This window comes from Agrobacterium sp. LEGMi-208b, assembly GCF_059511785.1.
This window is the reverse complement of record NZ_CM183446.1, coordinates 930,313-944,443: the sequence shown is the minus strand read 5'-3', so window position 1 is coordinate 944,443 and position 14,131 is coordinate 930,313. Positions and strand designations below refer to the sequence as shown.

The following is a 14,131-nucleotide window of genomic DNA, read 5'->3' as shown; positions in this document are numbered from 1 at the left end:
GAAAGCATCGCTTGAGACATTGGCACCGGGATCGGGGTTTTGGACCCTGATCCCGGTGTTCTGCTTTCGGGCAATACGAGACCGGAATTTCCATCCCTCTACGTGCCGGCATGGTCGTCAAGCCGGTTCGGGCGTGACCGGTTTTCCGATCCACTCACCAGCGAAACTCAGACGTCCAGGTAGGACAAGATGGTTGCCGCGACGTCGGATGCCTCTTGTGTCTCACTTGAAGTGTCCACCGATGCGGTGGTCTCACCTGCATTGTTCTGGGTCGAAGCCGTCTGCTCGGTGGTTGAGATGATGGAGGCGATATCCTGGACAGAGCTGTTGGTGGTCTTGGCGCTATTCAAGGCCGTGACCTGCGCCGATGTCATGGCGGCGACCTGACCTGGCGTGAAAGCCGCAGCCTGGGATGTCGTCAAGGCAGCGAGCGTACCGGTGCTCAATCCCGAGATCGCGCTCGAACTCAAGCTGAGGATTTGCTCGTTGGAGAATGTTGTAAGGTCGTCGCCGCCAAGCGCGGCTGCCTGTATCGAGGTAAGGACGCTGACCTGCGATAGTGACAGCGCTCCGATCTGTGCAGAGCCCATTGCCGCCACCTGGCCGTAGCTCAGCGAGGCCACCTGGCTTGTCGTCAAAGCCGCGATCTCCTGAGAAGACAGGGATGCCACGACGGTGGTGGACAGTCCCTTGATCGCCATCGAACTGATGGCAGCGAGTTCCCCGGTCGAGAATGTTTCCAGATCCTCCTTCGTCAACCCCGCAAGTCCGGCCGAACTGAGTGCGGCGATCTGGCTGGTGGAGAGCGTTTCGATCTGGTCCTGGCCAAGGGCATTGATCTGGTCGCTGGTCAATCCGGCGACGCCAGCCGTGCTGAGGGCTGCAACCTCGGCTGTGGAAAGAGCGGCGATAAAGTCCGTGGACAGTCCCTTTATCGCGCTTGAGCCAATCGCAGCGAGTTCCTCCGTCGAGAAGGTTTCCAGCATCTCCGCAGACAGGCCCTTAAGCGCATCCGAACTCAACGATGCTATCTGACGGGTGGATAATGCCTGGACCTGTTCCGTGTTCAGGGCGCTGGCCTGCGCGCTGCCGAGGCCTGCAACCGCCTTGGCATCCAGAGCCGCTATCTGGCTTACGGAAAGGGCGGCGATGTCGGCCGTATCCAGGGCTGCAACCTGTTTGGAGGTGAGGGCGCCGATCTGGGCATTGGTCAGCGCATTCATCTGACCGGTGCCGAGCGCCGCGATCTGGTCAGTGGTGAGGCCCGGTACTGCGGCCGCGCCCAAGGCGGCGATCTGCGCTGTCGTCAACGAAGCGATCGTTGCTGTCGACAGGCCCGAGACCGCATTCGAGCTGATGGCAGCCAGCTCGGCGGCGGTGAACGTATCGAGATCATCGGCGCCGAGGGCCGCAATCTGTTTCGAACCGAGAGCTCCGATCTGAGCGCTGGTGAAAGCCTCGACCTGAGCGGTGTTGAGGGCCGTGATCTGATCTGTGGTCAGGCCCGCTGCGCCCGCAGTGCTGAGGGCGGCGATCTGGGCTGCGGAAAGCGACGCGATGCCGGCCACGCTGAGAACCGCAACCTGCCTGGAGGTGAGGGCGGCGATCTGGGCGCTGGTGAAAGCCTCGACCTGACCGGTGCCGAGGGCCGCGATCTGATCGGTGGTCAGACCGGGTAGTGCCGCCGCGCCCAGGGCGGCGATCTGGGCTGTCGTCAGCGACGCGATTGCTGCCGTCGACAGGCCCGAGATCGCACTCGAGCTGATGGCGGCAAGCTCGGCGGCGGTGAATGTATCAAGGCCACCGGTATTGAGGGCCGCAATCTGTTTTGCGCTGAGAGCACCGATCTGGGCACTGGTGAAGGCTTCGACCTGAGCGGTGTTGAGGGCCGCGATCTGATCGGTGGTCAGGCCCGCTATGCCCGCTGTGCTGAGGGCGGCTATCTGGCTTGCCGAAAGCGAGGCGATACTGGCCACGCTGAGAGCCGCAACCTGTTTGGAGGTGAGGGCACCCACCTGGATACTGATCAGGGCGTCCACCTGATCGCTGGTCAGGACGGCGACCTGTCCGGTGTTCAGTCCACCAATGCCGGACGAACTCAACGCTGCGATCTGAGCCGAGCTCATCGACGCTATGGTTTCCGTTGACAGGCCCGGGATGGCATTGGAACTGATCGCAGCGATGTCCTTGGTCGAGAACGTTGCGATATCGTCCGTACTCAGGACCGCAATCTGTTTCGAGCTTAGAGCACCGACCTGGGTATCGGTCAAAGCCTCGACCTGAGTGGTGTCGAGGGCCGCGATCTGGTCCGTGGTCAGGCCCGTTATGCCCCCCGTGCTGAGGGCGGCTATCTGGCTTGCCGAAAGCGAGGCAATGTCAGCCACACTGAGAGCCGCAACCTGTTTGGACGTGAGCGCAGCGATCTGGGTATTGGTCAGGACATCCACCTGATCGCCAGACAAGGCGGCGACCTGCCCGGTGCTCAGTGCCCCAATGCCCGCCGTACTCAGCGCTGCGATCTGCGCTGTCGTCAGCGACGCTATGGTTTGTGTGGACAAGCCCGGGATGGCATTCGCACCGAGTGCGGCAATGTCCTTGGTCGAGAATGTTGCGATATCGTCCGAACCCAGGGCCGCGACCTGTGCCGAGCCGAGGGCGCCGACCTGAGCGCTGGTCAAGGCCTCGACCTGCGCTGTACTCAACGCGGCAACCTGCCCGGTGCTCAGTGCCCCAATGCCTGCCGTACTCAGCGCTGCAATCTGCGCTGTCGTCATGGAGGCGATGGTCTGCGCCGACAATCCCGCGATCGCACTTGAGCTGATCGCGGCGATGTCCTTGGTCGAGAATGTCGCAATGTCGTCCGCGCTCAAGGCCGCTATCTGTTTAGAGCTGAGAGCGCTCACCTGGGCGGTGGTCAAGGCTTCGACCTGGGCGATACTCAAGGCGGCGATCTGCGCGGTGCTCAAGGCACCGATGCTCTGTATATTCAGCGCGGCAATCTGGGCCGTCGTCAGGGAGGCCATGGTCTCTGTCGACAGTCCAGGGATCGCGCCCGAACTGATCGCAGCGATGTCCTTGGTCGTGAATTTCGCTAAATCGTCCGTCCCCAGCTGCGAAATCTGCGTGGAACCGAGATTGACGATCTGCGCACTCGTCAGGGCTTCGGCCTGGCTGGTGCTGAGGGTCGCCAGTTGCTGCGAGCTTAGTCCCGCAATGCCCGCGGCGCTCAGGGAAGCGATCTGGAGTGTTGAAAGAGCCGCTATGTCGTCCGTGCCCAAGGTGGCGATTTGTGCCGAGTTCAACCGCGCCATCTGTTTGGTCGACAGCCTGGAAACCTGATCGGTGCTGAGGGCGGCGATCTGGCCGGTCGAAAGCCCCAGAATGCCGGAGGTGCTCATTGCCGCAAGCTGGGCCACGGAAAGCGATGCTATATTGCCCGTGCTCAATGCCGCAATCTGTCCCGAGCCGAAAGCCGCGATCTGGGCCGTGGTCAGGGCCGCGAATTGATCGACGCTCAGGGCTGCAACCTGATCGGTGGTCAGGCCCTTGATGCCCGATGTGCTCAACATGGCGGTTTGGCTGGTGGACAGGGCGGCCACATCGGTGCCCAGGGCGGCAACCTGTGCCGCGCTCAACGCCTTGATCTGCGCGGTGGATAGAAGGCTGACCTGATTACCGCTTAGGGCTTCGATCTGATCGGAAGTCAGGCCAGCAACCGCACTAGTGGTCAGGGCGCCGATCTGAGCCGTGGTCAAGGCTGCGATAACATCCGTGTTCAAGCCCGCCATGGCTTTATTCGTGATCGCTGCGATATCGGCGGTCGAGAATGTTGCCAGATCCTCGATTCCAAGGGCTGCGAGCTGCGTTGCACTCAGGGATTTCACCTGTGCCGGGGACAGGGCCTCGACCTGCTCGGTGCTCAAAGCCTCGATCTGATCGGCCGTCAGGCCGGCAATGGCGCTGGTGGTCAGAGCGGCGATCTGGGCGGTGGTCAGCGCCGCGATTGCGTCAGCGCTCAGGCCGGACATGGCTTTACCCGTGATCGCCGCAATATCGGCGGTCGAGAATGTTGCTATGTCCTCCGCGCTCAGGGCCGCAAGCTGTGTCGAACTCAGCAACTTCACCTGTGCCGAGGACAGGGCCTCGACCTGCTGCGTGCTGAAGGCTTCGATCTGGTCGGCTATCAGGTTTGCGACCACGCCGGTGCTGAGGGCAGCAATCTGAGCGGTTGACAGGGCCTCGATCTGAGCAGCGCTCAAGGCCTGGAATTGCGCCACACCGAGGGCGTTCATCTGGGCCGTCGTCAATGCGGCGATCTGCTCTTTGGTAAGCGTGTTGATCGTCTCCGTGCCCAGACGGGGCAAGGCTTTGCTCGTGATCTCCGCGATATCAGCGGTTGAGAATGTCGCGATGTCCTCCGCGCTCAGGGCCACGAATTGTGCCGCGCTCAGCGATCTCACCTGTTCCGGCGACAGGGCTTCGACCTGGCTGGTGCTCAAGGCGGCGATGTGCGTCGTCTTGAGTGCGGCAATCTGGGCCGTCGTTAATGCGGCGATCTGGGCGGTGCTCAGGGTTTCGATCTGGTCGATTGTCAGACCGGCAATCGTGCTTGCGCTGAGGGCGGCGATCCGATCCGGGCTGAACGCAGCGATTGCCCCGGTGCTGAGGCCCGGCATGGCCTTGACGGTAATCGCTGCGATGTCGGCGGTCGAGAATGTCGCTATATCGTCTGTGCCGAGAGCAGCGAGTTGCATCGAGCTCAGCACTTTGATCTGCGCCGGCGACAGGGCTTCGGCCTGATCCGGGCTCAGGGCCGCGATCTGGTCGGTTGTCAGGCTTGCAACGGCGCTTGTGTTCAGGGCCGCGATCTGATCCGGGGTCAGCCCTGCGATCACCTCCGTGCTGAGGCCCGGCATGGCCTTGCTCGTGATCGCCGCGATATCGGCGGTTGAGAATGTCGCTATATCTTCCGCGCTCAGGGCGGCGATTTGCGTGGCATTGAGGGCGCGCACCTGAGATGAGGTCAAAGCCTCCGCCTGTTCCGTCGTCAGGGCATGAAGCTGGGTGGTGGTGAGCGCGGAAACCTGGCTCGAATTCAGGCTTTTGATGGCGTACTGATCGAGAATATTGAGCTGATCCAGCGTCAGGCCAACGATGGCGCCCTGCGAAATGGCGCTCAATTGTTGTGAGTTGAGGACTTTGACATCCTCCACATCCAATGCTGCGATCTGAGCCGACGAGAGCGCCTTGATCTGCGTTGTGGAAAGCGACGCCACGTCGTCGGTTGTCCAGGCTGCGACCGCCTCTGTCGAAAGATATCTGATCTGATTGACGTTCAGGGAAGAGATGATCGACGTCATGTCTGAAAAATCCTAAAGTCCAGCCCAACAGGTGGATTTTCTGCCGAAGCACCGGAAGGGCGTCGGTTATGCAGGTCCACCATTTTTCAGATGTTGAGTACGCAATCGGGCTTGCCTGAACCTGAAGTTGCTACGCTTCAGCCGATTTCCCTTTGCAGTGCCACCAAAGCATCAGTCGCTATGCCGTGCTGGAAAAACGTTGACGAGCTTCAGCAAAGCCGGAGGTTTGAGTTCCTGCATTTATGGAGAACGCGACGGTTTCGTCTCAGAGGGGCGAATGCAGAAATGCCGGCATGGGAGCGCCCTCGGATCGCCTGGCGAGATAGAGGCGGGCAGTGTCGAGCGCCTCCCGAATGGTCACATCCATGTCGAGATAACGATAGGTCCCAAGCCGTCCGACAAAGGTGACCGAGGCTTCCCGTTCGGCGCGCGCCACATAATCTGCAAGCTGTTCTTTGTCCTCGATCAGCCGGATGGGATAATAGGGAATGTCCTGCGGGCCGCATTCGCGAGAGAATTCCCGGTAGCAGACGGAGCCGGTATGGTCTTCCCATGGAGAAAAATGCTTGTGCTCGGTGATGCGGGTAAAGGGCACCGACACGTCGCCGTAATTCATCACCGCGCAGCCCTGGTAATCGCCGCCATAGGTGAAACGCTCGAAGTCGAGCGTCCGATATGCCAGACGGCCGAATTCGAAATCGAAATAGCCGTCAAGCGGGCCGGAATAAAAGACGTGTCCGGCGGCTGGCGTTTCGGCGCGGTCAAAGCGCGTGCCGAGCGTGACTGTGATATTGGGGTGATCGAGAATGCGCTCGATCATGTCCGTATAGCCGGTTGCCGGCATGCCCTGATATTTATGGAAAAAGTAGTTGTCGTCGTAATTGAAGCGCACGGGCAGGCGTTTCAGGATGGAGGCCGGCAGTTCCGTCGGTGAGCAGCCCCATTGCTTCTCGGTATATCCCTTGAAGAAGGCTTCGTAGAGATCGCGGCCGACGAAGCGCAGCGCCTGCTCCTCGAAGGTCTGTGGATCGGTAATCGACTTGTCTGCCTTTTCCTCGATGAAGGCTTTCGCTTCATCGGGCCGGAAATTCTTGCCGAAGAACTGGTTGATCGTGTGCAGATTGACCGGGAGGGAATAGACCTGTTCGCCGCTCGTCGTTTTGACGCGGTTCTTGTAGGGCATGAAGGTCTGGAAACTGTTGACATAGTCCCAGACTTCCCTGTCGTCGGTATGGAAAATATGCGGGCCGTAGACATGCACCATGACGCCGGTTTCGCCATCGCGTTCGGTGTGGCAATTGCCGGCAATGTGATCGCGGGCGTCGATGATGTCGACCCTATGGCCCGCCAGTGCAAGCTCCCGGCCGATGACCGCGCCGGAAAGCCCGGCACCCACAATGACAATTTTTTCGTCCGCGATCATTGGTAAGTCAGCCCTGTTCATACGTCGCCCTGCGGGCGGTCAAGATTTGCTGGGAGGCGCCTTTTAGTGCCTGTCACGGTCGGTGCCGTTCGCTCCCGCGCTCAATTGTCCGGTTTCTGCCAGAGCCGGCGGTCATAGGGGATTGGCGCATAATCGTGCCATTGCCTCAGCTTCTTCAGGTATCGCTCGCGATAGCTCTGCTCATCTTCAAACTCGATGTTTTCGAGCAGGGCTTCGACGCCGGCTTCATAATAAATATCGAGATTGCTGAGATCGGGCACCGGCGTCTCGCCGCGCTCGCACTCGCCCTGCATTTGCCAGAACAGCTCTTCCAGACGCCGCGCCAGGGCGGGAATATCGCGCAGGACGCTTGTTTCGCGTTGGCGGGCAATCGATTCCCTGACCTCAAGGAGGCTCTTGCGGTCGCGTTCGAAACCGATGGCGCGGGCGACATAATCTTCCGGTGAAGAGCAGATCATTTCCGGCACACCCGCCGCGGTGACGATGCTGCCGCAGAAGCGCGCGGCAAAGGTCTTGCCGGACATGGTAAGGACGGGCAGACCGGACGTTATCGCATCCGATGCCGTGGAGTGCGCGCCATAGGGGAATGTGTCGAGAAACAGATCGGCAAGGCCGATGCGGGCGATATGCTGCGGGTTCTGGGCCTTCGGCGCGAAGATCAGCCGTTCGGACGCGACGCCGCTCTTTTCCGCAAGGTCTCGCAGGCGTTGATTGACGTCCTCATCCCCCGTCAGCAGCCACAACAGGCTGCCGGGCGTCTCCGAGAGGATCGTCATCCATCGTGCAAAGCAGTTTTCGGTGATCTTCTGCATGCCGTTGAAGCTCGCATAAACGAAGGCATCCTCCGGCAGTCCGAGCTCGGCGCGGCTCGGCCGGGCGGCGATGGGCCGCTTGCGGTCGAGCGGCTGGTCGCAGGCGATGCGCAGCACCTTCTCGGAATAGTAGATTTCGTTTTCCGGCGGGATCATGTAGCCGTCGGAGATCAGATATTGATGGAACGGACTTCCCATCGATCCGGGGTAACCGCAGAAGCTGACGATGACGGGTGCGGGGCGATAGGCGAAGATTTTCGCGCGTGCATCCTTGGTGTAGCCGTTCACGTCGATCAATATATCGATCTCGTCGGCGATGATCTGCGAGGCGGCGGTGGCGTCGTCCACACCGTGAATATCCCGCCAGCAATGGACCGCGGCCTTGATGCGCTCCTGCGTGCTGTCAGTGCCGCGGACATTGCCGCAATAATAGGCGAAGACCTCAAGGCTGTCCTTGTCATGCAGTTCCAGAACCTCGCAGAGAGCGAAGCCGACGGCATGATCGCGAAGATCCGATGAGAGGTAGCCGACGCGCAGCCGCTGACCGGTTCCGGACTTCAGCTTGGGCGACCTGCGCGGAAAACGGCTGAGATCCGGACGCGCGCCGATCAGCGTTTTGCTGAGGCGGTGAGCCTTGGCCAACTGGAACATCGGGTCGTCGGCGTAACAGCTCAGTGTCAGCGACGACATGGCATCGAGCATCTTGCGCGCGGGAATGTGGTTCGAAGGTGCAAGGACCGGCCATTTGCACTGGCGCTGTCGCAACGATGCCCAGTGCTGGCCGGCTTCCGGCAGTTCCGGCCGCAGCTCGAACGCCTGCAGCAAAGCGGTTTCGGCTTCCTCGAGCTTGCCGGCGCCCTCGAGAACCCGGCCCATGTTCTGCAGGGTCATATGCCGATGGCCGATCGTCTCGGCGTCGACATTTTTCGTCGCCTCGGCATAATGCGACCATTGCTCCACCGCGTGGCCGATCAGCCCGGCATCTTCAAGCGCGCGGCCGAGATTGATGTGGCCGGGAGCGAATTGCGGATTGGCCTTAATGCACGCGCGAAACGCCTGTACGGCACCCGCACGGTCGCCCAGCTGGTTGAGAATGACGGCATAGTTGAAATAGGCGAGATGGATCGTCGGGTTGTTGTCATTGAATGCCACCCAGGTCTTGTAGAGCTCCGCAGCAGCGGCCTGCTGGCCGGCGGCATTGAGCGCCTCTGATACGCTCAGCAGATCCATGAGGCTCAACCGTTGGTTCCGCGCGAGATCGAGGGCGCTGGGAGCGGCGGCGTCGTTTGAAGGAGAGGCGTGGTTGGCGGTCATGACATCCTGCGGCAAGGCGACAAAGGGTCGAAGATAAAACAGCCTGTTGATGGGCCGTCTTTAGCTATCGCAGATAACTTGCCCGTGGCTGGATGTGTTGAGGGCCGGATTGCTTGCCCCGATCAGCAGCTGACCCGGAGAGATGAAATGTCTTTCCAGTTAAACGGCTGCCATGGAGGCATTGGCACAGTCATGCCGAGCGACCTATTGCCCACATGTTCTGCAGGCACGAGTGTTTCATCCTGTTGTTCGCCCAGGCGACGAACGGATTGTTTCGATAAACACTGCCGATGTATTTTCTGAGAAGTACTGGAACGATTGCGCGAGATATTTGGCGCCCGTGACGAGGATATACACCTCGGGTTTGTGGGTAGAATACTGTCGCGTATCGCGCCGACAAAATTGGCCATGGTTGAAGGCCCGATGGCGATGGATATTTGCTCGGACAGATACTGAATAGCCTTCCCGGGCATTCTGCAATGAAGAGCGTAAAATGCAACACGACGCGGCTTTTGGCCGCGTCGTGCGTTGTCTGGTTTCCTAAGTCTTAGACAGTCTTGTAGGCCTTGATGACCGCTTCGACCTGGGCATCGTTCATGACCTTCAGCTGCTGGGCCGAAAGTGCTCCAGCCTGCGCGCTGCTGAGACCGCCAATGGCCGAGGTGGAAAGACCGGAGACGGCGTTGGCGCTGATGGCCTTGATCTCGTCGGTGGAGAACAGGGCCAGTTCGGTGCCGTCGAGCGTCGCGACCTGCGCAGAGGTCAGACCTGAAACCTGCTCGGAGGTTAGGGCCTTGATCTGGTCGGTCGAGAGTGCTGCGAACTGCGTCGAGGACAGCGCTGCGGCCTGTGCCTTGCTAAGCGCGGCGATGTTGCCGGTGCTGAGCTTGGTGGCATCGAGACCGCCGAGAGCCTTGGCGGTGATTGCCTTGACCTCTTCTGCGGTGAAGGTGGCAAGGTTCGCGGAGTTGAAGGCGTTAAGCTGCGTCGACGACAGACCTGCGATCTGGGTCTTCGTCAGTGCTGCTGCGTTGTCGGTGGTAAGCGCCGCCAGAGCCGCAGTAGACAGACCTGAGACGGCATTGGCGCCGATCGCCTTGATCTCATCGGTGGAGAAGAGAGCCAGTTCTGCGCTGTCGAGCGTCGCGACCTGGGCGGAGCTGAGGCCGGCAACCTGGTCGGAGTTGAGGGCTTTGATCTGGTCCGTCGACAGGGCTGCAAACTGTGCCGAGGAGAGCGATGCCGCCTGGGCTCTGCTGAGAGCGGCGATGTTGCCGGTGCTGAGCTTGGTGACATCGAGGCCGGCCAGCGCCTTGGTGCTGATCGCCTTGATCTCGTCCGCCGTGAAGGTGGCGAGGTTTGCGGAGGTCAGGGCGTTGAGCTGCGTGGAGGAGAGACCAGCGATCTGGGTCTTCGTCAGCGCGGCTGCATTGTCGGTGGTGAGGGCAGCCAGACCGGCGGCGGAAAGGCCGGCAACGGCGTTGGCGGCGATGGCCTTGATCTCATCGGTCGAGAAGAGAGCCAGTTCTGCGCTGTCGAGCGTCGCGACCTGGGCAGAGTTCAGACCTGAAACCTGCTCGGAGGTGAGGGCCTTGATCTGGTCGGTCGAGAGTGCGGCGAATTGCGTCGAGGACAGCGAGGTAACCTGAGCTTTGGTCAGCGCGGCGATGTTGCCGGTGCTGAGCTTGGTGACATCGAGGCCAGCGAGAGCCTTGGTGGTGATCGCCTTGACTTCGTCCGCCGTGAAGGTGGCAAGGTTCGCGGAGGTCAGGGCGTTCAGTTGCGTGGACGACAGGCCCGCAATCTGGGTCTTTGTCAGCGCGGTTGCATTGTCGGTGGTGAGGGCGGCCAGGGCGGCGGCGGAAAGGCCGGCAACGGCGTTGGCACCAATGGCCTTGATCTCATCGGTCGAGAAGAGAGCCAGTTCTGCGCTGTCGAGCGTTGCGACCTGAGCAGAGTTCAGACCTGAAACCTGCTCGGAAGTGAGGGCCTTGATCTGGTCGGTCGAGAGTGCGGCGAACTGCGTCGAGGACAGCGAGGTAACCTGAACTTTGGTCAGCGCGGCGATGTTGCCGGTGCTGAGCTTGGTGACATCGAGGCCAGCGAGAGCCTTGGTGGTGATCGCCTTGACTTCGTCCGCCGTGAAGGTGGCAAGGTTCGCGGAGGTCAGGGCGTTCAGTTGCGTGGACGAGAGACCGGCGATCTGGGTCTTCGTCAGCGCGGTTGCGTTGTCGGTGGTGAGCGCGGCCAGGGCCGCGGTGGAAAGGCCAGAGACCGCATTGGCGCTGAAGGCGCTGATCTCGTCGGTGGAGAACAGGGCCAGTTCTGCGCTGTCGAGCGTTGCGACCTGAGCGGAGCTGAGGCCGGCAACCTGATCGGAGGTGAGCGCCTTGATCTGGTCGGTCGACAGGGCCGCAAACTGTGCCGAGGAGAGCGATGTCGCCTGGGCTCTGCTGAGTGCGGCGATGTTGCCGGTGCTGAGCTTGGTGACATCGAGGCCGGCCAGCGCCTTGGTGCTGATCGCCTTGATCTCGTCCGCCGTGAAGGTGGCGAGGTTTGCGGAGGTCAGGGCGTTGAGCTGCGTGGAGGAGAGACCAGCGATCTGGGTCTTCGTCAGCGCTGCAGCGTTGTCGGTGGTGAGGGCAGCCAGACCGGCGGCGGAAAGGCCGGCAACGGCGTTGGCGGCGATGGCCTTGATCTCATCGGTCGAGAAGAGAGCCAGTTCTGCGCTGTCGAGCGTCGCAACCTGAGCGGAGCTGAGGCCAGACATCTGCTCGGAGGTGAGGGCCTTGATCTGGTCGGTCGACATGGCTGCAAACTGCGCCGTCGAAAGCGCCGAAACCTGTGCCTTGCTGAGTGCGGCGATGTTGCCGGTGCTGAGCTTGGTGACGTTGAGGCCAGCGAGGATCTTGGTGGTGATCGCCTTGACTTCGTCAGCCGAGAAAGTTGCAAGGCTGCCGGAGCTGAGCGCATTGAACTGTGTGGAAGACAGGGCGGCGATCTGCGTCTTTGTCAGCGCGGCTGCATTGTCGGTGCTGAGGCCGGCGATAGCCGCCGTGGAAAGACCGGCGATGGCATTGGCGCTAATGGCCTTGATCTCATCGGTGGAGAAGAGGGCCAGGTCGTCGCTGGTCAGTGTTGCAATCTGGGCGGAGCTGAGGCCTGCGACCTGCGACGAGTTGAGCGCCTTGATCTGGTCGGTCGAAAGGGCGTCAATCTGGCTGGCATAAAGTGCCGTGACCTGAGACGAAGACAGGCTGCTGACCTGGGCGGAGCTCAGTTTCGCCATCTGCGTGAGCGTCAGGCCCTTGACGGCGGTTACCGAAATGGCGCGGAGGTCTTCGGAGCTGAAAAGAGCAAGGTTATCCGTGCTCAAGGAGGCGATCTGAGACGAAGAGAGAGCCTTGATCTTGGTGCTGTCAAGAGCATTCACGTCTTCCGACGTCAGGCCGGCGATCGTCGACGTGGAAAGCTTGGAAATCTGCACTGCAGACAATGAGGAGAGGATCGAAGTCATGAACGTGTCCTTTACCGAATGGTGAATGGTCACGCCTATCTGCCGCCAGACACTGCCCATGATGACAGCGATCCGGCACCCGCAAATAAAGCGAAATTGTGGAGAACATGGCTCATGTGAACCTGCGCTGGAAACGCTTCATGCAATTCGAGCCAAAAATCGGACCCGGATTTTCCACGCTAGCTTGTGCGAATGCCGCTAATAATTTCTTGCCGCTTACGAAGCTCACGACGTGCGTGTCATATCAGCCGAACATTTAAAGACCAGTTAATATTTGCGATGACGCCATCTATTCTTGGTAGAAACCTATTTTAGATTCTAGTGAAGTATAAAATAGAACGGACAAATGTCTATTTTGCCATCTTTCACTGCCGGAAGCCAGATACGTTCTCTATCGTATAAGTAGTATGACTTCAGGAGGGCATAGGTGTCGGGTTCTGGTTCCTGATCTCGTTCAAAACTGAATAACGATGCTTGATAGGAGCTGATGGGCTTATGTAACGCTTGCCAGCTGCGATTGAAAATTTGCCTTTTCCCTCATTTTCTACGCTGCGTATTTGGCTTTTTAAAATCGGAAGCTGTTTTCAGGCCATGACAATGCTTTAGCCCGGCAGATGCGAACAATAGGCTGATTCGGCCATGCTCTGATGACGTCATTCTGCAAACGTGCGTAGAAAGAGCCTTCCCGCTATTGCGGCCGGATCGTTTTGTAACCGCCGCTTTTCTGCGCTTCGTCATGATGTAATGTGCCGGCTTCAGTCCAGCGTCACCATATGGGCCGCCAGCTGTTCTTCGAAGAATTTCGAGAAGGTGGCGATGCGGGGCGGCAGGGTCTGATAGGGCGGATAATAGAGCGTCAGCCAGAGTTCAGGCGGGGCCCAGCCCGGCAGAACATGGACAAGCCGCCCACTGCGGATATGTTCGGCGATATGAAATCCCGGCAGCATGGCCACGCCGGCGCCATCGGCTGCCATATCGGCCAGAACCTCGCCATTATTGGCGCTGAAGGCGCGACCGGCGGTTATGGTGATGCTCGATCCGCCATCCGAAAGGACCCAGTTCTCCCGCCGGCTTTCACCGCTATAGGCAAGGCAATCGTCAGGCGTGAGGTCGCCTGGATGTTTCATCTGCATGAACCGGCTGCCCGGTGCCGCCACCAGGATTCTCGGTACGGCCCTGATCTTGCGCCAGATGGTGAATTTGTCTGAGGGGGCCGACGAAATGCGGATCGCCAGATCGTAGTCATCATCGACAATATTGACGAGGCCGTCCGACAGGGAAATCTCGAAACACATTTTCGGATATAATTCCCGGAAACCCGACAGGATCGGCGGCAGCACCGTCTTGCCAAGCCATGTCGGCGCACTGATCCTGAGCCGCCCCTCATCGGCCTTGTGGGCGTTGCGCACGTCGCGCCGGGCATTCTCCAGCGCCTCGACCGCGGGCTGTATCTGTGCGGCGAACACGGCGCCGTCCGTCGTCAGGGATACCTGCCGGGTGGTGCGGACGAATAATTGTACACCGAGATCACATTCGAGCGCGGCAATGGCACGGGTAACGCCGGCCGCCGTCATGCTGAGTTCGCGGGCGACCTGCGCGAAATTGCGCTTCTCGGCCGCCATCAGGAAGATTTTGAGAGCTTTGTGATCGTTCATCGCATTATTTCAAAAATCGCAATTCATTC

5 protein-coding genes are annotated in these 14,131 nt (G+C 60.2%); all 5 read right to left on the bottom strand.

Annotation, left to right across the window (positions count from 1 at the left end; translation table 11 throughout):
- Positions 1-167 precede the first annotated feature (167 nt).
- Positions 168-5,360, bottom strand: a complete 5,193-nt coding sequence (locus tag AC5YUO_RS19030; RefSeq protein WP_496156349.1) for a beta strand repeat-containing protein — start codon at positions 5,358-5,360, stop codon at positions 168-170.
- A gap of 265 nt (positions 5,361-5,625) precedes the next feature.
- Positions 5,626-6,783, bottom strand: a complete 1,158-nt coding sequence (gene glf / locus AC5YUO_RS19025) for a UDP-galactopyranose mutase (RefSeq protein ID WP_496156348.1) — start codon at positions 6,781-6,783, stop codon at positions 5,626-5,628.
- Positions 6,784-6,884: 101 nt separating this feature from the next.
- On the bottom strand, positions 6,885-8,930 hold the full coding sequence (locus AC5YUO_RS19020; RefSeq protein WP_496156347.1) for an O-linked N-acetylglucosamine transferase, SPINDLY family protein: 2,046 nt from the start codon (positions 8,928-8,930) through the stop codon (positions 6,885-6,887).
- A 547-nt stretch (positions 8,931-9,477) separates the two neighbouring features.
- A complete protein-coding gene (locus tag AC5YUO_RS19015) occupies positions 9,478-12,447 on the bottom strand; it encodes a beta strand repeat-containing protein (RefSeq protein WP_496156346.1) in 2,970 nt (989 codons plus the stop codon).
- A 755-nt stretch (positions 12,448-13,202) separates the two neighbouring features.
- Positions 13,203-14,102 (bottom strand): LysR family transcriptional regulator, encoded by a 900-nt coding sequence (locus AC5YUO_RS19010; RefSeq protein ID WP_496156345.1) that lies wholly within the window; start codon positions 14,100-14,102, stop codon positions 13,203-13,205.
- Positions 14,103-14,131 lie beyond the last annotated feature (29 nt).

What these genes read in the sequence shown, in the direction of transcription:
- AC5YUO_RS19015 (WP_496156346.1), bottom strand. Translation starts at nt 12,447, where the DNA reads ATGACTTCGATCCTCTCCTCATTGTCTGCAGTGCAGATTTCCAAGCTT.
- AC5YUO_RS19030 (WP_496156349.1), bottom strand. Translation starts at nt 5,360, where the DNA reads ATGACGTCGATCATCTCTTCCCTGAACGTCAATCAGATCAGATATCTT.
- glf (WP_496156348.1), bottom strand. Translation starts at nt 6,783, where the DNA reads ATGATCGCGGACGAAAAAATTGTCATTGTGGGTGCCGGGCTTTCCGGC.
- AC5YUO_RS19010 (WP_496156345.1), bottom strand. Translation starts at nt 14,102, where the DNA reads ATGAACGATCACAAAGCTCTCAAAATCTTCCTGATGGCGGCCGAGAAG.
- AC5YUO_RS19020 (WP_496156347.1), bottom strand. Translation starts at nt 8,930, where the DNA reads ATGACCGCCAACCACGCCTCTCCTTCAAACGACGCCGCCGCTCCCAGC.